Origin of the sequence: Streptomyces sp. SPB162 (genome assembly GCF_029504575.1) — a bacterium.
Lineage (GTDB): Bacteria > Actinomycetota > Actinomycetes > Streptomycetales > Streptomycetaceae > Actinacidiphila.
Map to the genome: position 1 here is coordinate 300231 of NZ_JAQFII010000001.1, position 21520 is coordinate 321750.

At 70.5% G+C, this 21520-nt stretch carries 17 protein-coding genes; 11 read left to right on the forward strand and 6 right to left on the reverse strand.

Going from position 1 to position 21520, the window contains the following annotated elements; translation table 11 throughout:
- Positions 1 to 21: 21 nt before the first annotated feature.
- The gene (locus M2266_RS01410; protein ID WP_277436408.1) at positions 22 to 1665 is read left to right on the forward strand and encodes a GMC oxidoreductase; all 1644 of its coding nucleotides are present in this window, start codon (positions 22 to 24) and stop codon (positions 1663 to 1665) included.
- 112 nt (positions 1666 to 1777) lie between these two features.
- Here M2266_RS01410 and M2266_RS01415 read toward each other — a convergent pair whose 3' ends face one another.
- From M2266_RS01415 to M2266_RS01425, 3 genes are all read right to left on the reverse strand, one after another.
- A complete protein-coding gene (locus tag M2266_RS01415; protein WP_277436409.1) occupies positions 1778 to 2257 on the reverse strand; it encodes a carboxymuconolactone decarboxylase family protein in 480 nt (159 codons plus the stop codon).
- Complete coding sequence (locus tag M2266_RS01420; RefSeq protein ID WP_277436410.1) at positions 2254 to 3333, reverse strand: dihydrodipicolinate reductase; 1080 nt, start codon at positions 3331 to 3333, stop codon at positions 2254 to 2256. The genes M2266_RS01415 and M2266_RS01420 overlap by 4 nt, the downstream gene beginning before the upstream one ends.
- A gap of 83 nt (positions 3334 to 3416) precedes the next feature.
- The gene (locus M2266_RS01425) at positions 3417 to 4109 is read right to left on the reverse strand and encodes a hypothetical protein (protein WP_277436411.1); all 693 of its coding nucleotides are present in this window, start codon (positions 4107 to 4109) and stop codon (positions 3417 to 3419) included.
- 282 nt (positions 4110 to 4391) lie between these two features.
- Between M2266_RS01425 and M2266_RS01430 the strand changes: the two genes are divergently transcribed.
- From M2266_RS01430 to M2266_RS01465, 7 genes are all read left to right on the forward strand, one after another.
- On the forward strand, positions 4392 to 5915 hold the full coding sequence (locus tag M2266_RS01430) for a chitinase (protein WP_277436412.1): 1524 nt from the start codon (positions 4392 to 4394) through the stop codon (positions 5913 to 5915).
- Between the two features lie 115 nt (positions 5916 to 6030).
- On the forward strand, positions 6031 to 6243 hold the full coding sequence (locus tag M2266_RS01435) for a hypothetical protein (protein ID WP_277436413.1): 213 nt from the start codon (positions 6031 to 6033) through the stop codon (positions 6241 to 6243).
- 69 nt (positions 6244 to 6312) lie between these two features.
- Positions 6313 to 6558, forward strand: a complete 246-nt coding sequence (locus M2266_RS01440) for a hypothetical protein (protein WP_277436414.1) — start codon at positions 6313 to 6315, stop codon at positions 6556 to 6558.
- A gap of 287 nt (positions 6559 to 6845) precedes the next feature.
- The gene (locus tag M2266_RS01445) at positions 6846 to 7481 is read left to right on the forward strand and encodes a DedA family protein (protein ID WP_277436415.1); all 636 of its coding nucleotides are present in this window, start codon (positions 6846 to 6848) and stop codon (positions 7479 to 7481) included.
- A 177-nt stretch (positions 7482 to 7658) separates the two neighbouring features.
- Positions 7659 to 11171 (forward strand): discoidin domain-containing protein, encoded by a 3513-nt coding sequence (locus tag M2266_RS32260; protein WP_346780859.1) that lies wholly within the window; start codon positions 7659 to 7661, stop codon positions 11169 to 11171.
- A gap of 279 nt (positions 11172 to 11450) precedes the next feature.
- Complete coding sequence (locus tag M2266_RS01460; protein ID WP_277436416.1) at positions 11451 to 11741, forward strand: hypothetical protein; 291 nt, start codon at positions 11451 to 11453, stop codon at positions 11739 to 11741.
- Positions 11742 to 11771: 30 nt separating this feature from the next.
- Entirely contained in the window at positions 11772 to 12959 is a 1188-nt protein-coding gene (locus M2266_RS01465) for a glutathionylspermidine synthase family protein (RefSeq protein ID WP_277436417.1), read from the forward strand.
- Here M2266_RS01465 and M2266_RS01470 read toward each other — a convergent pair.
- The 3 genes from M2266_RS01470 to rhaI all read right to left on the reverse strand — a co-directional run bounded on the left by M2266_RS01470 (position 12949) and on the right by rhaI (position 17756).
- Positions 12949 to 14418: a rhamnulokinase family protein gene (locus M2266_RS01470; RefSeq protein WP_277436418.1), complete on the reverse strand. Its 1470-nt coding sequence runs from the start codon at positions 14416 to 14418 to the stop codon at positions 12949 to 12951. The genes M2266_RS01465 and M2266_RS01470 overlap by 11 nt on opposite strands.
- Before the next feature lie 48 nt (positions 14419 to 14466).
- Positions 14467 to 16512, reverse strand: a complete 2046-nt coding sequence (locus M2266_RS01475) for a bifunctional aldolase/short-chain dehydrogenase (protein WP_277436419.1) — start codon at positions 16510 to 16512, stop codon at positions 14467 to 14469.
- A 77-nt stretch (positions 16513 to 16589) separates the two neighbouring features.
- The gene (gene rhaI, locus M2266_RS01480; protein ID WP_277441026.1) at positions 16590 to 17756 is read right to left on the reverse strand and encodes an L-rhamnose isomerase; all 1167 of its coding nucleotides are present in this window, start codon (positions 17754 to 17756) and stop codon (positions 16590 to 16592) included.
- Between the two features lie 199 nt (positions 17757 to 17955).
- Between rhaI and M2266_RS01485 the strand changes: the two genes are divergently transcribed.
- The 3 genes from M2266_RS01485 to M2266_RS01495 are packed head-to-tail and all read left to right on the forward strand — an operon-like array spanning position 17956 to position 21507.
- Entirely contained in the window at positions 17956 to 19482 is a 1527-nt protein-coding gene (locus M2266_RS01485; RefSeq protein ID WP_277436420.1) for a sugar ABC transporter ATP-binding protein, read from the forward strand.
- The gene (locus M2266_RS01490; protein ID WP_277436421.1) at positions 19482 to 20534 is read left to right on the forward strand and encodes an ABC transporter permease; all 1053 of its coding nucleotides are present in this window, start codon (positions 19482 to 19484) and stop codon (positions 20532 to 20534) included. Before M2266_RS01485 ends, M2266_RS01490 begins: the two co-directional genes overlap by 1 nt.
- Positions 20518 to 21507 (forward strand): ABC transporter permease, encoded by a 990-nt coding sequence (locus tag M2266_RS01495; RefSeq protein WP_277436422.1) that lies wholly within the window; start codon positions 20518 to 20520, stop codon positions 21505 to 21507. The genes M2266_RS01490 and M2266_RS01495 overlap by 17 nt, the downstream gene beginning before the upstream one ends.
- Positions 21508 to 21520 lie beyond the last annotated feature (13 nt).

The window sequence follows — 21520 nt, forward strand, 5'->3', positions numbered from 1 at the left end:
GCCAAGAGTGAGGAACATCACATGAGTGACTCTACCATGGGCCGTAACGGTTCTGAGGGTGTTTCACGCCGCCGGTTCATCACAGGAACAGGTTCTATTCTGGGTGCCATGGCGCTCTCCGCGCAGGTCACCGCAGCCCACGCGGCCGCCGCCCCCGCGGCCGCCGCGATCGACGACGGCGCCCACATTCCGGTTCTGGTCATCGGGACCGGATACGGCGGCTCCGTAGCCGCTCTACGTCTCGCGCAGGCGGGCGTCAGCGTACAGATGGTCGAGATGGGTATGGCCTGGGACACCCCAGGCTCCGACGGCAAGATCTTCTGCAACACGACCGCACCCGACAACCGGTCCTACTGGCTGCGCACCAAGACCAAGCAGCCCCTCAGCAACTTCTTCGGCATCCCGATCGACAAGAGCATCCCGCGCTACACCGGGATCCTCGACGCCGAGGACTTCAGCGGCATCACCGTCTACCAGGGCCGCGGTGTCGGCGGAGGTTCGCTGGTCAACGGCGGCATGGCCGTCACCCCCAGGCGCGAGAACTTCGGCGCCATCCTCCCGTCGGTCAACGCCGACGAGATGTACAACACCTACTACCCGCGCGCCAACGCGGGACTCGGCGTCGGCACCATCGACCCGGCCTGGTTCGACACCACGGACTGCTACCAGTACGCCCGGGTCGGCCGCAAGCAGGCCCAGCGCTCCGGATTCCCGTTCGTCTTCGTGCCCGACGTATACGACTGGGACTACATGAAGCAGGAGGCGGCCGGCACCGCCACCAAGTCGGCACTGACCGGCGAGATCCTCTACGGCAACAACTACGGCAAGAAATCGCTCCAGAAGACCTACCTCGCCCAGATCAGGGCGACGGGCAGGGTCACCATCTCAGCGCTGCACAAGGTCACTTCGGTCTCCCCGGCCGCCGGCGGCGGCTACACCGTCGTCATCGACCAGATCAACACCAGCGGGGACACCACCGCCACCAAGACCGTCACCGCGGACAAGGTGTTCTTCGCGGCCGGCAGCGTCGGCACCAGCAAGCTGCTGACCAAGCTGAAGGCCACCGGCGCGCTGCCCAACCTCAACAGCGAGATCGGCAAGGGCTGGGGCGACAACGGCAACGTGATGTGTGGCCGGGCCAACCACATCTGGGACCCGACCGGCGCGCTCCAAGCGACCATCCCCTGCGGAGGCATCGACAACTGGGCCGCCGGCGGCGCGTTCGCCGAGGTCGCACCGCTGCCAACCGGCATCGAGACGTTCGCCTCGTTCTACCTGTCGATCACCAAGAACCCGAACCGCGGCACGTTCACCTGGAACGCCGGGGCCAACCGGGTCGACCTGGACTGGCAGACCGCCTGGAAGCAGCCGTCCATCGACATGGCCAAGACGATCTTCGACAAGATCAACGCGAAGGAGGGGACGATCTACCGGACCGACCTGTTCGGCGTCTACAAGGTCTGGAACGACACCCTCACGTACCACCCGCTCGGCGGCGCGGTACTGAACAAGGCCACCGACAACTACGGCCGCCTGCACGGCTACTCCGGCCTGTACGTCATCGACGGCGCGCTGATCCCCGGCAACACCAGCGTCAACCCGTTCGTCACCATCACGGCGCTCGCCGAACGGAACATCGAAAAGATCATCGCCACCGACCTGTAGCTCCGGTGGCGACAGCCCGACGACAGCAGGCACCTGTGGGAGACGGCCGAAGGTATCTCCCGCGGGGTGGGCCCCGGGGCCGGCCGGATGCGCCGCGCGGCCCCGGAGCGGCTCAGCCCGTGGGCAGCACGCACACCGCGTCGAGGCCCAGCACGTGGTTGAGCCGGCCGAACGCCAGCCAGGCGCCGATACTCATGCTCAGCTCCACGATCTCGACCTGGCTGTAGTGGGCGGTCATCCGGTCCCAGAAGGCGTCGTCGAGGCCGTGGTGGTCCAGCGCGTAGCGCTCGGCGTACTCGGCGGCCAGGCGCGTGCGGTCGTCGAACGCGTCGGTGGTGCGCCACCCGGTCACCGCGTCGGGGAAACTCTCCTCGACCTTCTCCCCGTCCCGGTCGGTGCGCCAGTCGAGGCAGAACAGGCACCCGTTGATCTGGGCGATCCGCAGCCTCGCGGCCTCGAACTCGCGCAGGCCCAGGGTGGTGTGGGCGTACACCGACAGCGAGAAGTTCGCGGCGGCCATCCCGATGCCGGGGACCATGTCGCCCCACACGTACCCGATCGGCTCCTGGCCCTCGGGGATGTCGATTCTCATCGTTGCTTCCTTCCGAGTTTGCCGACTGCGGGACGCAGCGGGACGTCGAGTGCGTCGTAGAGTCCGGGCGCCGCGTCCACCAGCCAGTCGATGGCCCCCACCAGCCGGCCGACCGCGGTGGCGTTCCCGCCGGCGGAGCGGTTCTCGCCCTCGTCGGCGGCCTCGACGGTGACCTCGATCCGCGGGCGGCCCTCGATGATCACCCGGTGGGCGCCGGTGCCGTCGGGCGGCTGTGGCCAGTCCGGCGCGCAGGTCGGATGGATCCGGGTGACGTGCTCGATGACGATGCGGACCTCGCCCTCGACGATGCCCTGCACCTCGAACCGCACGGCGCCCTGGGTGCCGGCTTCGAACTCGCCCATCGTCCGGGTGCTGACGGTGGTGTCGAGCGGCCGCCGGTCCATCGTCTCGCGGATCTCATCGAGTTCGACGCCCAGAGCTCGGGCCATCAGCCGTATCTGACCGCCCCACACCATGGTGGGGATCGTCTCCATCAGCATCAGCGGCTCGTACTCCATCGGCTGGCCCATGCCGACGAGGTACCGGACCGAGTCGGGCTGCTCGTAGGTGGAGTAGTCGAAGATCTCCTGACAGCGGATCACGTCGATGGTGGTGGCGAGTCCGCTGATCAGCAGGGGCAGCACGTCGTTGCCCCAGCCCGGGTCGACGCCGGAGACGAACAGTGAGCCACCGCCGTCCGCGATGGCGGCCAGGACCGGCTCCCGGAACTCCGGCGGGGCGTTGCGCTGGTCGTAGAGCGGGTACAGCGCGGGGGTGACGACGACGGCCCCGGCCCGTAGCGCCCTGACGATGTCGGCGAGGGCGCCGTCGGGACGGATGTCGCCGGAGGCCGCGTACACCACGGCCTGGGGGCCGGCGGCCAGCACCGCGTCGATGTCGTCGGTGGCCGCGACGCCCAACGGGTGGTCGAGTCCGCCGAGGTCGCCCGCGTCGCGGCCGACCTTCTCGGGGTCGTGGACGAGCACGTTCACGAGTTTCAGCGCCGGGTGGGCCTCGACGGCGCGGACGGCGGCGCGCCCGACATTCCCGGTGCCCCAGACGACCGTGGAAATCATGCGGCGGAGGGTAGCAAGGGCCGTCAACAGTTCATAGGGTCACGCGGCACCGTCCGTGATCCCCTCCGCGATCCCCTTCGTCGTCAGTATTCCTGCGGCGGCGGCCTGCGGTGCGCGCCCTCCGGAGTGAAGGTGAAGGTGCCGGCGAACGGGCCGGCGCCGCCGTCGGCACAGCGCACCGCCATGACGACCGGCTGGCCGTACATCGGCGGACCCGACGGGGGGTTGCCCGGCCGCGTCCCGTTCCAGAGGTGGAAGAAGACCATCGGATCCTCGGGCCGCCCGGTGGCGTAGCCCAGCGCCTTCGAGAACTGCGGGTTCGTACCGCCGATGAGCAACGAGGGCGGCCCGAACGACTCGACGACATCGGTGAACCACTTGTTCTCCGTGCACCAGACGGGCACTGCGTCGCGCAGCGCCCGGTACTCCTCGGGCGTCAGCACCCGGTCCAGCTCCAGCCAGCCGTTGCGGTGGGCGAACTCGGCGTAGACGGACGCCGCTGCCTTCTGGTCGCGGTGGTCCGGCAGCAGCCGGGCGAATCCGCCGATGACGCCGGTGGCCTGGAACGCGCCGCTCGCCCGCAGCGCCCGGTTCTCGTCCGCCCACGCCTGCTCGCGGTGGTCCACGAAGGCCAGCGGGTCGATCAGCGTCCGCAGGGCGATCTCCCCGCCGAACACCTCCGGCCGGGGCAGAGCGGCGTTCAGCCGCCCGACCAGGTACTCGCGGATCTCGTCCGCGGAGCGCGTGCCCTCGGTCGCGGCATCGGTGGGGTTCATGTCCGAAGCTTCGCAGATGAACGGGGTGGGCGATCACGCGGACGTGAGCGGAAGGGAGCCCGACCGGCGGGAGACCGGTTTCGGCCATCGTGCGGCGGCGCCCCGATGTGGTCCAGTGCGCGGAGCGGCTGCTGGGCTGGCGGGAGACCGGCCGATCCGTCTATTGGTCTAGTCCTATCTTGGTCCAGACCATTGACATGTCTCCTGCTCAGGGGGTCCCATACTCAAAGCCGCCCCGTAACAAGGGAATTGGCGGTCACCCCCCTCACAGCTTGGACAAGCATGAGAAGCATGCGCTCCCTCCGCGCGGTACTCACCGCGACCGTCACCGCTGTGGCCGCCGCAGGCCTGGCCACGCTCGGCGGTGGCACCGCCCAGGCGGCCACCCCCCTGCCGGCCCACGTCTTCGCCCCCTACTTCGAAGCCTGGACCGGCGAAAGCCCCGCCGCCCTCGCCGCCCAGTCCGGTGCGAAGCACCTGACGATGGCGTTCATCCAGACGGCGGCCAAGGGTTCCTGCACGGTGCTGTGGAACGGCGACAGCGGTCTGCCGATCGCCGCGTCCTCCTTCGGCAGCGACATCAAGACCATCCAGTCGAGGGGCGGGGACGTCATCCCCTCCTTCGGCGGCTACACCGCGGACACCACCAACACCGAGATCGCCGACAGCTGCACCGACGTCAACCAGATCGCCGCCGCGTACGAGAAGGTCATCACGACCTACGACGTCTCGCGGCTCGACATGGACATCGAGGTCGACTCGCTGGACAACAGCGCCGGCATCGACCGGCGGAACAAGGCCATCAAGATCGTCCAGGACTGGGCGGCGGCCAACGGCCGCAAGGTCGAGATCTCCTACACGCTGCCGACGACCACCCACGGCCTCGCCTCCAGCGGGCTCGCCGTCCTGCAGAACGCGGTGGCCAACGGCGCGCGGGTCGACGTCGCGAACCTCATGACGTTCGACTACTACGACAACGCCACCCACAACATGGCGAACGACACCCAGACGGCCGCGCAGGGTCTGTACAACCAGCTCGCGCAGCTCTACCCGGGAAAGACCGCCGCGCAGCTCTGGGGCATGGTCGGCATCATCGAGATGCCGGGGGTCGACGACTTCGGTCCGGCCGAGACGTTCACGTTGGCCAACGCCACCCAGGTGTACAACTGGGCGGTCTCCAAGGGCATCAACACCCTCTCGTTCTGGGCGCTGCAACGTGACAACGGCGGCTGCCCGGGCGGCGCGGCCGCCGACAACTGCTCCGGCATCCAGCAGAACACCTGGGACTTCACCCACATCTTCGCCCCCTTCACCGGCGGCACCACGACCCCGGTCAACGACTTCTCGGTGACCGCCACCCCGGCCTCCGGCTCCGTGGTCGCGGGCAGCTCGACCACCAGCACCGTGAAGACCGCGGTGACCGCGGGCCAGGCGCAGACGGTCAACCTCTCCGTCAGCGGAGCCCCCGCGGGAGTCACCGCCTCGCTCAGCCCCACCTCCGTGACGGCGGGCGGCTCCTCGACGCTCACCCTCGCCACGACCGCCGCGACGGTGTCGGGCACCTACACCATCAGCGTCACCGGCTCGGGCACCTCGGGCAGCCACACGGCGGCCTACACCCTGACCGTCACCGGCGGCACGGGCCACCAGTGCACCGCCGCCGCGTGGGCGAGCGGCACCATCTACACCGGTGGACAGCAGGTCTCCCACAAGGGCCACACCTGGAAGGCCAAGTGGTGGACCACGGGCGAGGAGCCCGGCACCACCGGCCAGTGGGGCGTCTGGCAGGACCTCGGCGCCTGCTGACCCCCCTCCTCCGCGGTGCTGCCCGGCAGGAACCCTGCCGGGCAGCACCGCGTGCGGCGCAGGTCCCGGCGCGCGCCGCCGAGCGCCGGGACCGGAGTCGGCCTACAACAGGAACATGAGGACAGACGAGCTCCCCGACGGATACGGCAGCGTCAGCATCCAGGCGGCCGACGAAGCGACGGTCGCCGCCATCGAGGAGCTGCTGCGCCTGCACTTCCCCGCGGGTCCCGCGGTGCGCTACAGCGAACACCACGCCACCTCGATCCCGCACCGCACGCTCCACCACCTCACCCTGACCCTCGACACCCGGGTCCCCACCGCACCCTGAACGGTCCACCCAGGACCGACCGGGCGCACGCGTACGGGTTATGCGGCACATAAGGCGCACACTGGGGCTATGTCCCTACCCGCAACGCACCAATGCCGTACGTGTTCCACCGACGCCACCGACGGAACGACTCTGCACGAGGATCTCGTCGTGGGAGCGCCGTTGTCCATGGAAGCACTCGACGAGGCGCAGCGTCTGGACCGGTTCGCCCGCAAGTACGCCCACGACGGGTGCCGGGTGACCGAGGTCCGGCAGGTCCCTTCCAGCAGCACCAGCGGTTACGCGTGGTCCGTCCGCTTCCTCGACCACGCCTGAGCGAACTTCCGGGCCGCCGTCCCGGCCGGCCCGGCCCTCGCACGCCCCTCACCCGGCCGGCGCAACGACATCACGCCGGACCCGGGCGTGCGGGTGCGTGTCGTGCCGTCCGTCGGCACGCGGCACCGCTCCGCGACGGGTTCCCTCCAGCTCGAAACCCGCCGTGACCGCCACCCGGCAGCGGCCCTCACCGGGCCGGTGCCCGGCGGCACGGGTACGGTTCAAGATGTGTTCAGCTCCCCTGCAGGACGACACGCGGATGTGTGGCGCCATCCAGTGGGGACGCCATGAGCTGGGCCCTCATGGCGGTCGACCCGACGAGCGGGGCCTCACTGCTCGCCGCCTTCGGCGCGCTGGCCGTCCTGGTGGTGGTCTTCGCCGAATCGGGCCTGCTGGTGGTCGGTTTCTTCCTGCCCGGAGACACCCTCCTCTTCCCCGCCGGAGTGCTCTGCGCCGGCAGGGGTGACTCCGGAGCGCACCTGTCCTTGTGGCAGGTGCTCCTCTGCGCCGCCATCGGGTCGATCGCCGGAGCGCAGGTCGGCTTCCTCCTGGGACGGCACGGCGGCGGTGCGGCCCTGGCCCGCAGCAAGAACGAACGGCTGAAGGCGGCGGTGTGCCGTTCGGACGAGCTGCTGCGCCGCTACGGATACCGCAAGGTGATCGTGATCGGCCGCTTCATCCCACTGGTCCGAACCGTGCTGAGCCCTCTGGCGGGCGCGCTGAACGTGCCGGTGCGCACCTTCACCCTCTGGCAGATCGTCGGGGGCCTGGCCTGGTCGCAGAGTCTCGTGCTGGCCGGGTACTGGCTGGGGAACGCCGTGCCGGGCATCGAGCGCTACCTGCTGCTGATCGTCGGGCTGATCGTCGCCTTCTCGCTCCTTCCGCTGCTGTTCGAGGCCCGCGGACGTTCCCGGTCCCGTTGACGCGCAGAGCTTGAAGCCGTGCCGCCCTGGAGTCGGCACCAGGTCTGCCCAATCTGTTGACAGTGTTCGGACATTGCAAGAAACTCCCTCCGGGAGAGCGCTCTCCATCCCGTTTGGCGTCAATAGCCGAACGCACGAAGCAAGCCGCGCATCACACCCCACCCCCCGGAGATGTGCATGAGCCTCCTGTCTCTCCTCCTTCACCACCTCGCCCGGCGCCGACGGCTGATCGCGGTGGTTCTCGCGGCGGTCCTCGCGACCGGCGGCGCGCTCGGCGCCGTGAACGTCACCGCGAACGCGGCCACCCTCCTGCTGTCGCAGGGCAAGCCCGCGACGGCGTCCTCCACGGAGAACGCCGGCACCCCGGCGTCGGCAGCGGTCGACGGCGACGCCGGAACCCGCTGGTCGAGCGCCGCCGCCGACCCGCAGTGGCTGCAGGTCGACCTCGGCTCCGTCCAGGACATCACCCAGGTCACCCTCAACTGGGAAGCCGCCTACGGCACGGCGTTCAGGATCCAGGTCTCCGCCAACGGCGCCGCCTGGACCGACGCCTACTCCACCACGACCGGCGCCGGCGGCCATCAGACGCTCGACGTGACCACCTCCGGGCGCTACGTCCGGCTGTACGGGACGGCCAGGGCCACCGGCTACGGCTACTCCCTGTGGGAGTTCCAGGTCTACGGAGCCGGCGGCACCCAGCCCGGCACCTGCGGTACCGACAACGCCGCCCTGAACCGTCCGGCGACCGCTTCGTCGACCGAGAACGGCGGCACCCCGGCCTCGGCGGCGGTCGACGGAAACGCCGGGACCCGCTGGTCGAGCGCCGCCGCCGACCCGCAGTGGCTGCAGGTCGACCTCGGCTCCGCGCAGGACATCTGCCAGGTCTCGCTGAGCTGGGAGACGGCGTACGCCACAGCCTTCCAGATCCAGGTCTCCGCCACCGGAACCGGTGACTGGACCACCATCCACACCGCCACCGCCGCCGGCGGCGGGACGCAGAACCTCACCGTCACCGGGAACGGCCGCTACGTCCGGATGTACGGCACCGCGCGCGCCACCGCGTACGGCTACTCCCTCTGGGAGTTCGCGGTCCACACCGGCGGACCCGGCGGCGGACCCGGCGACCCGGGCGGCGGCACCGTCATCTCCGCGTACCAGCAGGCCTCGGCCTCCTCGTGGGAGGGCGCGAACGCTCCCGCGGCGGCGCTGGACGGCCGCGTCAACACCCGCTGGTCCAGCCTGTCCACCGACAACCAGTGGCTGCAGGTGGACCTCGGCGGCCGTGCCACGGTCAGCGGCCTGGCACTGAACTGGGAGTCCGCCTACGCCACGGGCTACCACGTCGACGTGTCCGACGACGCCTCCACCTGGACACCCCTCTACAGCACCACCAGCGGCAAGGGCGGTGTCGAGAACCTGACCGTCACCGGCAAGGGCCGCTACGTCCGGCTGACCGGAACCGCCCGCGCCACCGGGTACGGCTACTCGTTGTGGGAGTTCCAGGTCCTCGGCACCCTCGACACGTCCACCGCCACCCCGCCCATGCTCTCCGGACCCACCAGGGCCCCGGCCCCGGTGAACCAGTTCGCCCTGGCGTCGCCCGCGGACCACGCCATGGTCACGGACACCCGCCGGCCGGCGCTGTCCTGGGCCGGCGTCGCCGGGACCGCCCACTACGAGGTCTGGCTCAACATCAGCCGCACCGACTACGACTTCACGGCCTCCGGCAACCTCCTCGACCTCTACACCAAGGTCGCCGAACCCACCGGCACCACCTACACCCCGACGTGGGACATCAGCGACCGGTGGACCTACCGGTGGTTCGTCGTCGCCGTGAACGGCTCCGGTGCGCGCACCACCTCCGACATCCGCACCTTCAGCGTCTACCTGCCCGACATCGAGACCGTGAACGACGGCGTCGGCATCGTCAACGGCGCCCGGGACCTGAACAAGAACGGCACCATCGAGCCGTACGAGGACTGGCGGCGGCCGATCGAGGTCAGGACCGCCGACCTCCTGGGCCGGATGACCCTGGAGGAGAAGGCCTTCCAGATGTTCTACAACGTCCAGTCCTACCCGATGTCGGGCTGGCACTTCGGCCCGGCCCAACCCGCCGACCTGCACAACGTCCTGCTCTCCACGGCGGCCACCCGGCTGGGCATCCCACCGGTCTCCGCGGGTGACACCACCGCCGGCTACCAGACCACGTACCCGTTGCAGAGCGCGATGGCCGCCAACAAGGACTACCCCCTCGACTACCGGCTGGGCGACATGCAGCGCAAGGAGGAGCTGGAGGTCGGTGCACGGGGAACGCTCTCACCGCTCGCCGAGGTCGGCACCAAGGTGATCTACCCGCGCATCCAGGAGGGCGGCGGAGAGAACGCCGATGTCGCGGCGGCCCAGCTGCGGGCACAGGTCGCCGGGCTCCAGGGCGGCCCGGAACTCAACCCCGGCTCGGTCCTCGCCACCGTCAAGCACTGGCCCGGTGAAGGCGCCGGCGGCGAGGCCGGCATCGTCTACGACGCGGTGACCATCAAGTACCACATGATCCCGTTCCGGGCCGCGATCGAGGCGGGAGCCGTCAACATCATGCCGGGGTACGCGGGCAGCTCCTACCTCGACCCGGGAGGGCCCGGCGCCGGCGACAGTGCGAAGATTCTGAACTACCTGCGGCAGAACCTCGGTTACACCGGTCTGATCACCACGGACTGGCTGCCGTCCGGTGCCTGGGTGAACGCGGCCAACGCCGGCTCCGACGTGATGGGGGGCGCCGACCCGGGCGCCCCCGGGTTCACGATGGCCGACTTCGAGTCGCAGGTCCCGCTCGCACGGATCAACGACGCGGTGACCCGCGTCCTGCGGCTGAAGTTCCAACTCGGCATCCTCGACCACCCCTACGGTGACCCGGTCAACGGTCCCTACCGGTTCCACCAGCCCGCCTACACCGCGCTGGCCAACCAGGCGGCGCGCGAGTCCAACACCCTGCTCAAGAACAACGGGGTACTCCCGGTCAAGCTCAACGCCGGAGACAACATCGTCGTCGCCGGCGCCCGCGCCACCGACGGCGCCGCGTGCTGCATCTGGTCCAGCTACTTCCACCCGGACTACGGCTCGCTCACCCCGCTACAGGCCATCAAGGCCCGGGCCGCGAAAGCCGGAGTCAACGTCTACCAGGACACCGGCCCCTCCCCCAGGCTCGCCGTCGTAGCGGTGGGAGAGCCGTCCTACACCCACGCCACCTCCTGGGTGAACACCCAGCCCTACCTGCCGCCCGATCAGCTCGCCGTCATCCAGAACTTCAAGAACCAGGGGATTCCGGTGGTGGTCGTCCTGACCCTGCCACGGCCGATCGTGATCAGCGACTGGAACGGTCTGGCGGACGCCATCGTGGTGACCTACCGCGGCGGTGAGGAGACCGGACCCGCGACGGCCAGTCTGCTCTTCGGGGACTACCTCCCCAGGGGCAAGCTGCCCTGGCAGCTTCCCCGGAGCCTGGACCAGGTGCTCAAGCCCGGCGGCACCGACACGGTCGCGGACGCGAACGAGAAATGGGACCTGCCCTACGACCTCGGCGCCACGGACGCCCAACGCACCGAGATCCGCGCGAAGATCGATGCCGGGCAACCGGTACCGACCACGTACGGGAACCCGCTCTACCCCTACGGCGCCGGACTGACCGGCTGGAACTGATCCCGCACGGACCGGGTGACGGCCGCACCGCGGCGCGCTGAGGCAGGACGAAGCCCCGACCGCGATCCACCTCAGGCGCGTTGGTGCCCGAGGTGGAGAGCGGTACGGCGGCGGAACCCGGGTAGGTGTGTGGCACACCGGATGTTTAGGGTGAGACGTCCGGTGAACGACGGAGGAGGCGAATCACGTGGGTGCCACACCACGGAGCAGGCTCGGGGACACGACCCGCAGGCCCGCTCCTGCCCGGCCCGCCGGCCGGCCCTCTCCGGGACGGCAGCGATGACGGCCAACCGGCGGCGGCTGCGGTCGGGCACCGTAGTGCTGGGCAGCATGGGTCTACTGGCGGTGAGCCTCGTCTCGTGCTCGTCCTCCTCGGATCCCGACAAGCGGTGCGTGAACCCGACGACGTACAAGAAGCTGGCCGACAAGGAGTGCCGCGACGGCGGTTCCGGCCGGTACTACTACGGCGGCTCCGTGCACAACGGCACCGTCTCGGGGGGCGGTTTCGACAAGTCGACGGTGAAGCGCGGCGGCATCGGTCACGGCGGCTCCGACTCCGGCGGCGGCTGATCCGATGCGCGGCTACATCCGGGGCCGTCGATGAGACGCCACACCGTCGTCCCGCGTCCCGACTGGCAGAACATCGTCGAGCAGCAGGGCGTCGTCTACCCCCTGACCCGGTACCCGGACGGTTCGCTGCGTCCGTACTGGGACGAGAGTGCCTACTACTCCTTCACGCTGCCCGAGGTCGAAGCACTCGAAGACGTCGTGGAGGAACTGCACCGGCTCTGCCTCGACGCGGCGGCGTTCATCGTCGAGCACGACCGCTTCGCGGATCTGGGGATCACCGACCGCCGGCTGGCCGGGCTGATCGCCGAGTCCTGGCGCCGTCGCGCTGAACTGCCGTCCCTGTACGGGCGGTTCGACCTGCGGTACGGCGGGGTGGACGGCGGTCCCGCCAAGCTCCTTGAATACAACGCCGACACCCCCACCTCGCTGGTCGAGGCGGCGAGTGCCCAGTGGTTCTGGATGGAGGACCGGTTCCCGGGCGCCGACCAGTGGAACTCACTGCACGAACGGCTGGTCGCCGCCTGGAAGCGGCAGGCGCCGCTCCTGGCGCCCGGCCCGGTGCACTTCGTCCACTCGGAAGCCGACGAGCTGGGCGAGGACCTGATGACGGTCGCCTACCTGCGCGAGACGGCCGAGCAGGCGGGTCTCGCGACCGAGGCGATGTCCGTCGAGCGCATCGGGTGGGACGAGTTGACGGGACGGTTCGTGGACGAGCGGCTGGGGTTCATCCGCAGCTGCTTCAAGCTCTATCCCTGGGAGTGGCTGGCGGCCGACGACTTCGGTCCACATGTCCTGGACACGCTGGACAACGGCGGCGGGACCGGCGCGACCTGCTGGATCGAACCGGCCTGGAAGATGCTGCTGTCGAACAAGGCGCTGCTCGCGATCCTGTGGGAGCGGAACCCCGGCCATCCGAACCTGCTGCCCGCGTACCTGGACGGGCCCCGTGAGCTGGCCGCCGGTCCGGGGTACGTGATGAAACCGCTGCTGGGCCGCGAAGGCGCGGGGGTCACCCTGCACGAGCCCGGTGCGCCGCCGGCCGTGCCCGACGAGCCGTCCTGCTATCAGGAGCTGGCACCGCTGCCCGACTTCGACGGCAATCGCGTCGTGCTGGGCGCGTGGGTGGTGGAGGACGAGGCCGCCGGTCTCGGCATCCGCGAGTCGGCGGGGCCGGTCACGGACGAGTACGCGCGCTTCGTGCCGCACATCATCGAGTGAGGACCGGCCCGGCCGCCACCTCGTTCCAGCGGCTGCGGTCAGCGGTCGGCGTGTAGTGGCGTAGCGGCTGGGTGACGCGCAGCAGGGAGCGGACGGCGGTGCGGCCGCCGCCGATCACTCCCGCGGCGCGCGCCTGCACCAGGATGTTGCCCAGTGCCGCGGCCTCGGCGGGGCCGGCCACCACCGGCAGGCCGCACGCGTCCGCGGTCAGTTGGCAGAGGAGTTCGTTGTGGGCACCGCCGCCGACGATGTGGACGACGTCGACGTGCCGTCCCGACAGGCGTTGGGCGTCCTCGATGGCCGCGCGGTGCGCCAGCGCGAGGGAGTCCAGGACGCAGCGCACCGTCTCGGCGGGATCGCGCGGGACGGGGCCGCCGGCCCTGCGGCAGGCTTCGGCGATGCGCTCCGGCATGTCGTGCGGGGCGAGGAAGGCCGGGTCCGCCGCGTCCACGACGGAGCGCAGCGGCGGTGCTTGCGCCGCCCGGGCCAGCAGGCGGGCCAGGTCGTGCTCGAGGCCGGCGGCCTTCCAGGAGCGTAGGCACTCCTGCAGCAGCCACAGGCCCATGATGTTGCGCAGGTAGCGGACGGTGCCGTCCACGCCCAGTTCGTTGGTGAAGTTCGCGGCGCGCGAGTCCTCGGTGAGGACGGGAGCGTCCAGTTCCACACCGGCCAGGGACCACGTGCCGCAGGAGATGTACGCGAAACGGTCGGTGTCCGCGGGGACCGCGGCGACCGCCGAAGCGGTGTCGTGCGAGCCGACGGTCACCACCGGCACGGGATGCCGCAGTCCGGTCGCCGCCAAGACGTCCGGCAGAACCTCCCCCGCGGGGTCGCCGGGCCGGCGCAGGGGCGGGAAGAGCGACAGGTCGATGCCCAGGTGCGCGGCCAGGGCGTGGGCCCAGTCGCCGGTGCGCGGGTCCAGGAGCTGGGTGGTGGAGGCGTTGGTCAGCTCCGTGCCGGCCGTTCCGGTGAGCCAGTACGACATCAGGTCGGGCATCAGCAGCAGTCGCTCGGCGGCCTCCAGTTGCGGGGTCCCCCGGGCGGCCAGCAGCTGGTAGAGGGTGTTGAACGGCGCGTGCTGCACACCGGTGGCCGCGTACAGCTCGGGCGGCGGCACCGTTTGCCGGACGCGCTCGGGAACGCCTTCGGTCCGGGCATCGCGGTAGTGGACGGGGTTGCCGAGCAGCGACCCGTCGGCGGCCAGCAGACCGTAGTCGACGGCCCAGGTGTCGATCCCGACGGACGTCACAGGACCGGCCGCCCGCAGTCCTTCCAGGACTCCGCGGTACAGCGCCAGCACGTCCCAGTGCAGGGTGCCGCCGACGTGTACCGGCTCGTTGGGAAAGCGGTGCACCTCGTCCAGGCCGACCGACCCCGCGGTCACCCGGCCGACGATGACGCGCCCGCTGGAGGCGCCGAGGTCGACGGCGGCGAAGGCACGGGGGGCGCTCGGTGGCATGGAAGACCTCACAGGAACAGCAACAGGAAGTGGATCGGAAGGGGGGCCCTAACGCAGGAAGGCCGCTGCCACTCCGGCGTCGACGGGGATGTGCAGCCCGGTCGTATGGCTCAGGTCGCCGCCGGTCAGGGCGAAGACGGCGTTGGCCACGTGTTCGGGCAGCACCTCGCGCTTGAGCAGGGTGCGCTGGGCGTAGAACGCCCCGAGGTTCTCCTCGCTCACCCCGTACACCGCGGCGCGCTGCGCGCCCCAGCCGGCCGCGAAGATCCCCGAGCCCTGGACCACCCCGTCGGGGTTGATGCCGTTGACCCGGATGCCGTGCTCCCCCAGCTCGGCGGCGAGCAGCCGCACCTGGTGGGCCTGGTCGGCCTTGGTGGCGCCGTAGGCGATGTTGTTGGGGCCGGCGAAGACGCCGTTCTTGCTGGAGATGTAGACGATGTCGCCGCCCAGGCCCTGCTGGATCATGATCCGTGCGGCCTCCCGCGAGGTGAGGAACGATCCGCGCGCCATGATCGCGTGCTGCAGGTCCCAGTCGTGGGCGGTGGTCTCCAGCAGCGGCTTGGAGATGGAGATGCCCGCGTTGTTGACCACCAGGTCGACGCCGCCGAAGGCGAGGACCGCCGCGTCGAACGCCGCCCGGATCTGCTCCTCCGAGGTGACGTCGGCCGTCACCGCCACCGCGCGGTCGGCCCCGCCGAGTTCCTCGACGACCTCGGCCGCACTGGTCGCGTTGATGTCGGCGACGACCACGCAGGCACCTTCGGCCGCGAGCCGGTGGGAGATCGCCCTGCCGATCCCCGAGCCGGCGCCGGTCACCAGCGCGACCCGGGTCGCCAGGGGCAGCGCCGGGGGCATCCGGCGCAACTTGGCCTCCTCCAGGTCCCAGTACTCGATCCGGAACTTCTCGGATTCCTCGATCGGCAGGTACGACGAGACCGCCTCGGCACCGCGCATCACGTTGATCGCGTTGCGGTAGAACTCCCCCGCGACGCGCGCGGTCTGCTTGTCCTTGCCGTAGGAGAACATCCCCACGCCCGGGATGAGGATGACCGCCGGGTCGGCGCCGCGCATCGGCGGCGAGGCGGCGGTGGCGTGCCGCGCGTAGTAGGCGGCGTACTGCTCGCGGTACGCGGTGTGCAGCTCCCGCAGCCGCTCCACCGCCGCGTCGAGCGGGGTGTCGCCCGGCAGGTCCAGGACCAGTGGGCGGACCTTGGTGCGCAGGAAGTGGTCCGGGCAGGAGGTGCCGAGCGCCGCCAGCCGGGGGTGTTCCGCGCGGGCCAGGAAGTCCAGTACGGCGTCGGAGTCGTCGAAGTGGCCGATCTGCGGACGGTCCGCGGAGGCGAGGGAGCGCAGCACCGGGGCCAGTGCGGCCGCTCTGGCCCCGCGCTCCGCCGGGGGCAGCGGCGCGAAGCCGGGCAGCGGCGGCCCGAACGGTTCGCTGCTGCCGCGCCGCTCGAGGAACTCCGCGGCGGTGCGGATGATGTCGAGGGAGTTCCGCTCGCACTCCTGCGAGGTCGCACCCCAGGCGGTGATGCCGTGGCCACCGAGTACGCAGCCGATGGCCTGCGGGTTCGCGGCCTTGACGGCGGCGATGTCCAGGCCCAGTTGGAATCCCGGACGCCGCCACGGCACCCAGGCCACCCGGTCGCCGAAGCACTCCTTGGTCAGTGCCTCGCCGTCGGCCGAGCAGGCGAGCGCGATGCCGGAGTCCGGGTGCAGGTGATCGACGTGTGCGGCGCCGACCAGGGCGTGCATCGCGGTGTCGATGGACGGCGCCGCCCCGCCCTTGCCGTGCAGGCAGTAGTCGAAGGCGGCCACCATTTCGTCCTCGCGGTCGACGCCCGGGTAGACGTCCACCAGCGCGCGCAGCCGGTCCAGGCGCAGCGCGGCGAGCCCGGACGCCTGCAGCGTGCCCAGGTCGCCCCCGGACCCCTTGACCCACAACAGCTCGGTGTCCTGCCCGCTCACCGGGTCGATGGCCGAACCCTTGGCGGAGGTGTTGCCGCCGGCGTAGTTGGTGTTGCGGGGGTCGGCTCCCAGCCGGTGGCTGCGCGCCAGCAGCTCGGCCGCCTGCGGGTGCGGTTCTGCGGTCATCGTGGAATCCCTTGCGCGTGGAAGCGGAATTTCGGGCCGCCGGAACAGGAGGCTGTGGTGACAGCGGTCGGGAGCGGTTACGCGCCCCAGCCCGCCTGTGTCCCGCCGACCCGTTCGGCGACGATGCGGTCGGCCCAGCCGGACCGCTTGTAGGCGGCGATCGGGTCCGGGTCGATGCCCTGCTCCTCGCGGACCTCGCGCAGCAGGGGCCGGACGTCGGTGTTGTACGCGTCCATCAGGACGGCGTTCGCCTCCAGCACCTCTCCGGCCTGCTGGGCGGCGCGCAGCGCGACGGGGTCGACCAGCAGCGCCTTGGCGGTGGCTTCCTGCACGTTCATCACGGACCGGATGATCGCCGGGATCTTCGCCTCGATGTTGTGGCACTGGTCGAGCATGAAGGCCACCCCGGTCTCGGGCGCGAGCCCGCCGCCGCGCACCACTTCGTACATGATCCGGAAGAGCTGGAACGGGTCCGCCGCGCCGGCCATCAGGTCGTCGTCTGCGTAGAAGCGCGAGTTGAAGTCGAACCCGCCGAGCTTCCCCTCGCGCAGCAGCGTCGCCACGATGAACTCGATGTTGGTTCCGGGGGCATGGTGGCCGGTGTCGACGACGACCTGGGCCTTGGGGCCGAGTTTGAGGCAGTGGGCGTACGCGGTTCCCCAGTCGGGCACGTCCGTGGCGTAGAAGGCGGGCTCGAAGAGCTTGTACTCCAGCAGCATGCGCTGGTCGTCGGCGAGCCGCTCGTACACCTCGGTCAGCGCGTCGCCCAGGCGTCCCTGACGATCGGCGATATCGTCCTGTCCGGGGTAGTTCGTCCCATCGGAGAACCAGAGTTTCAGATCGCGCGAGCCGGTGGCGTCCATGATGTCGACGCATTCCAGCAGATGGTCGGTGGCCTTGCGCCGGATCTTGGGATCGGGGTGCGTGACGGAACCGAGCTTGTAGTCGTCGTCCTGGAAGACATTGGAGTTGATCACCCCGAGGCGCACACCGCGCTCGGCCGCGTGGGCCGCCAGCGCCGGGTAGTCGTCGGTCCTGTCCCAGGGGATGTGCAGCGCCACCGAGGGCGCGGCCGCGGTGAACTCGTGGACGCGCGCCGCGTCGTCGATCTTCTCCTGCGGGGTGCGGGGCACGCCCGCCTGCGCGAACACCTTGAAGCGCGTGCCGGAGTTGCCGTACGCCCAGGACGGCGTCTCGATGGACTGGGCCTTCAGCGCGGCCTTCACCGTGGACAGGTCGGTCATGTTCATCGCTCCCGCCATGAATCGTTTCACTGAGGGGAAGCTAAGTGCCCGACGAGAGAGTGTCAACCTCCTGGTCACGGGAGTTCACCGCGCGAAGGAGACCGAAGCGGAAATCTTGAAACGAAACCATTGACGCGTCATGTCGCGCTGCCCTAACGTCCGTGCAACTCAGTTGAAACCTTTCATGTGAGGCCTCACCATGGACCAGTCGAAGCCCGCGGAACGGCCCGTCCTGTCGCTGGAGGACACCAGCAAGTCCTTCGGCGCGGTCCGGGCCCTGCAGGGTGTGTCCCTGGCCCTGTTCGCCGGGGAGGCGCACGCGCTCGCCGGGGAGAACGGGGCCGGGAAGTCGACCCTGATCAAAGTGCTCGCGGGAGTGCACCGCCCCGACGCCGGACGGGTACTGGTGGACGGTGAGCCCGTCACCTTCCACGGCCCCTCCGACGCGCGGGACGCCGGCATCGCGGTCATCTACCAGGAACCGACGCTGTTTCCCGATCTCACCGTCGCCGAGAACATCTTCATGGGCCGCCAACCGCGCCGCTCCCTGGGCCGCGTCGACCACCGGTCGGTACGGGACGCGACCAGGGCCCTCATCGAACGGCTGGGGGTCGACCTCGACCCCGGGCAGCTCTGCCGCGGCCTGTCCATCGCCGACCAGCAACTCGTCGAGATCGCCAAGGCGCTCTCCTTCGACGCCCGCGTCCTGATCATGGACGAGCCCACCGCGGCCCTGACCGGAGCCGAAGTGGCCCGGCTGTTCGGTGTGGTGCGGACGCTGCGCGAACAGGGCACGGCCGTGCTGTTCATCTCGCACCGGCTGGAGGAGATCTTCGCCCTGTGCCAGCGCGTCACCACCCTGCGGGACGGCAGGCTGATCTCCAGCGACACGGTCGAAGGACTGACCGAGGACGACCTGGTCCGCCGGATGGTCGGCCGGGACCTCGACGAGCTCTACCCCAAACAGCCCGCCCGGATCGGTGAGACGGCCCTGGCCGTGCGCCGCCTCACCCGCGAGGGCGTCTTCACCGACGTCTCCTTCGACGTCCGCCGCGGAGAGATCGTCGCACTGGCCGGGCTCGTGGGCGCCGGCCGCAGCGAGGTCGTGCGCGCCGTGTTCGGCGTCGACCGCGCCGACGCCGGCGATGTGCACGTGGCCGGGGCCAGACTGCCGGCCGGTTCGCCGACGGCCGCGATGGCCGCCGGCGTCGCCCTGGTTCCCGAGGACCGGCGCCAGCAGGGCCTGGTGATGGAGCTGTCCATCGAACGCAACATCGGCCTGACCGGACTCGACCGGCTCGGCCGCGGCGGCCTGGTGCGCAGAACGCTGGAACGCGGCCGGGCGACGGACTGGGCGGTCCGGCTGCAACTGAAGTACAACCGGCTCTCCGACCCCGTCGGTGTGCTCTCCGGTGGCAACCAGCAGAAGGTCGTGCTGGCCAAGTGGCTGGCCACCGAGCCCGGTGTGCTGATCGTCGACGAACCGACCCGGGGCATCGACATCGGCACCAAGGCCGAGGTCCACCGGCTGCTGTCCTCGCTCGCCGCCGAGGGCCTCGCCGTCCTCATGGTCTCCTCCGACCTGCCGGAGGTCCTGGCCATGGCCGACCGGGTGCTGGTCATGCACGAGGGACGGATCACCGCGGAACTCCCGCGCTCCCTGGCCACCGAGGAGTCGGTCATGGCCGCGGCCACCGGCCGCAACGGCGGAGAGAAGGCAGCCTGATGACAGCGACCGTGGAACAACCCACCGCCCCGCCCGACGCCCGCAGGACGACGGCCCGCTCCCTCACCGAGACCGTCTTCCGGGCCCGGGAGATCAGCATCGCCGGGTGCCTGGTGCTGCTCGTCCTCGGCACCTGGGCCGCCAACCACCGCTTCCTGTCGGAGCAGGGCGTCAAGGACCTGCTCCTCAACGCCTCAATCCTGATCCTGCTGGCCGTCGGCCAGTCGGTCGTGGTCCTCACCCGCAACATCGACCTGTCGGTCGGCTCGGTGGTGGGGCTGTCCGCCTTCGCCTGCGGGAAGTTCGTCTCCGGCACCGACCACAACGCCGCCCTCGCCCTCCTGCTCGGCATCGGCGTCGGCGCGCTCTGCGGCCTCGTCAGCGGCCTGCTGGTCAGCTTCGGGCGGGTACCGGCACTCGTGGTCACCCTCGGGATGCTCTACATCATCCAGGGCACCGACTACTGGTGGGCGCACGGCCAGCAGATCAACGCCGCCGACGTCCCCGCCTCCGTCCTCGACCTCGGCAGCGGAAGCGTCCTCGGCATCCCGTACCTGACGCTCATCGCCGTCGCCGTACTCACCGCCGCCGCCTATTACCTGCGCGCCTACCGCGGCGGCCGGGAGCTGTACGCCATCGGCTCCAGCCCCGAGGCCGCCCGGCTGGCGGGCATCCCCATCCGCCGACGGATCCTGGCCGCGTACGTCCTCTCCGGCGCCGTCGCCGGATTCGCCGGCGCGCTGTGGCTGGCCCGCTTCGGCACCGTCGTCGCCGACAACGCCCACGGCTGGGAACTGACGGTGGTCAGCGCGGTGGTCGTCGGCGGCGTCGCCATCACCGGCGGCACCGGCAGCGTCTGGGGCGCGGCGCTGGGCGCACTGCTGCTCACCACCGTCGGAAGCGTCCTGGTCGTCCTGAAGGTCGACTCCTTCTGGCAGAGCGCCATCACCGGAGCCCTGCTGCTCGCGGCCATCAGCATCGACCGCATCGTGACCCTGCGCATGACCAGCGCCCTGAGGAAGAGGAACGCGCGCCATGTCCACCACGTCTGACCTGAGCCGGTTCCTGCGCTGGGACATCGCCGTCGGCATCCTGCTCGTGGCCGTCTTCGCCACCGGAGCCGGCACCACCGACGGGTTCGCCACCACGGGCAACCTCTCCTTCGCCCTCAACGACATCGCCGAGGTCGCGATCATCGCGCTGCCGATGACGCTGCTGGTGGTCGCGGGCGAGATCGACCTGTCGGTCGCCTCCATGCTGGGCCTGGCCGGCGCGGTCAGCGGCAAACTGTGGGAGTCCGGCTGGTCGTTCGAGAGCATCGTGCCGGTGGTGCTGGCCATCGGGGTCCTCGGCGGCCTGCTCAACGGCTGGCTCGTCACCCGGGTCGGACTGCCGTCGCTGGCCGTCACCATCGGCACGCTGACGCTCTACCGCGGACTGGCCTCGGTGGCGCTGGGGAGCAACGCGGTCACCGACTTCCCCGAGACGTACGCCCGGTGGACGTCGGACACCCACACCGTGCTGGGCATCCTGCCCTACCCCTTCGCCCTGTTCATCGTCCTGGCGGCCGTCACCGGCGTCGTGCTGCACGCCACGGGGTTCGGCCGCTCCCTGTTCGCCACCGGTGCCCAGGAGGAGGCAGCCTATTTCTCCGGCATCCGGGTCAAGCGGCTCAAACTGCTGCTGTTCGTCCTCACCGGTCTGCTGTCGGCCTTCGCGGGCATCGTCTTCACCCTGCGCTACGGCAGCGCCCGCGCCGACAACGGCCAGGGCTTCGAGATGCTCGTCATCGCCTCCGTCCTGCTGGGCGGCGTCGACTTCGACGGCGGCAAGGGCACGCTCGGCGGCGCCATCGCCGGGGTGCTGCTGATCGGCCTGCTCAAGAACCTGCTCATCCTCAACGACGTCGCCAACGAGGTCCAGGTGATCGTCACCGGGCTGCTGCTCGTGGCCTCGGTGCTGACCCCTCGGGTGATCGCCGCGGCCATCGAACGGCGCCACCGGCGCGCAGCCGCGGCTGCCTGACGGCGCGCACCCC

Bases quoted from the DNA above. Each gene is read 5' to 3' on its own strand.
- M2266_RS01435 (WP_277436413.1), top strand. From the start codon at position 6,031: ATGAGGACAGACGAGCTCCCCGACGGATACGGCAGCGTCAGCATCCAG.
- M2266_RS01465 (WP_277436417.1), top strand. From the start codon at position 11,772: ATGAGACGCCACACCGTCGTCCCGCGTCCCGACTGGCAGAACATCGTC.
- M2266_RS01495 (WP_277436422.1), top strand. From the start codon at position 20,518: ATGTCCACCACGTCTGACCTGAGCCGGTTCCTGCGCTGGGACATCGCC.
- M2266_RS01415 (WP_277436409.1), bottom strand. From the start codon at position 2,257: ATGAGAATCGACATCCCCGAGGGCCAGGAGCCGATCGGGTACGTGTGG.
- M2266_RS01445 (WP_277436415.1), top strand. From the start codon at position 6,846: ATGAGCTGGGCCCTCATGGCGGTCGACCCGACGAGCGGGGCCTCACTG.
- M2266_RS01460 (WP_277436416.1), top strand. From the start codon at position 11,451: ATGACGGCCAACCGGCGGCGGCTGCGGTCGGGCACCGTAGTGCTGGGC.
- M2266_RS32260 (WP_346780859.1), top strand. From the start codon at position 7,659: ATGAGCCTCCTGTCTCTCCTCCTTCACCACCTCGCCCGGCGCCGACGG.
- M2266_RS01425 (WP_277436411.1), bottom strand. From the start codon at position 4,109: ATGAACCCCACCGATGCCGCGACCGAGGGCACGCGCTCCGCGGACGAG.
- M2266_RS01430 (WP_277436412.1), top strand. From the start codon at position 4,392: ATGAGAAGCATGCGCTCCCTCCGCGCGGTACTCACCGCGACCGTCACC.
- M2266_RS01440 (WP_277436414.1), top strand. From the start codon at position 6,313: ATGTCCCTACCCGCAACGCACCAATGCCGTACGTGTTCCACCGACGCC.
- M2266_RS01410 (WP_277436408.1), top strand. From the start codon at position 22: ATGAGTGACTCTACCATGGGCCGTAACGGTTCTGAGGGTGTTTCACGC.
- M2266_RS01490 (WP_277436421.1), top strand. From the start codon at position 19,482: ATGACAGCGACCGTGGAACAACCCACCGCCCCGCCCGACGCCCGCAGG.
- M2266_RS01470 (WP_277436418.1), bottom strand. From the start codon at position 14,418: ATGCCACCGAGCGCCCCCCGTGCCTTCGCCGCCGTCGACCTCGGCGCC.
- rhaI (WP_277441026.1), bottom strand. From the start codon at position 17,756: ATGACCGACCTGTCCACGGTGAAGGCCGCGCTGAAGGCCCAGTCCATC.
- M2266_RS01420 (WP_277436410.1), bottom strand. From the start codon at position 3,333: ATGATTTCCACGGTCGTCTGGGGCACCGGGAATGTCGGGCGCGCCGCC.
- M2266_RS01485 (WP_277436420.1), top strand. From the start codon at position 17,956: ATGGACCAGTCGAAGCCCGCGGAACGGCCCGTCCTGTCGCTGGAGGAC.
- M2266_RS01475 (WP_277436419.1), bottom strand. From the start codon at position 16,512: ATGACCGCAGAACCGCACCCGCAGGCGGCCGAGCTGCTGGCGCGCAGC.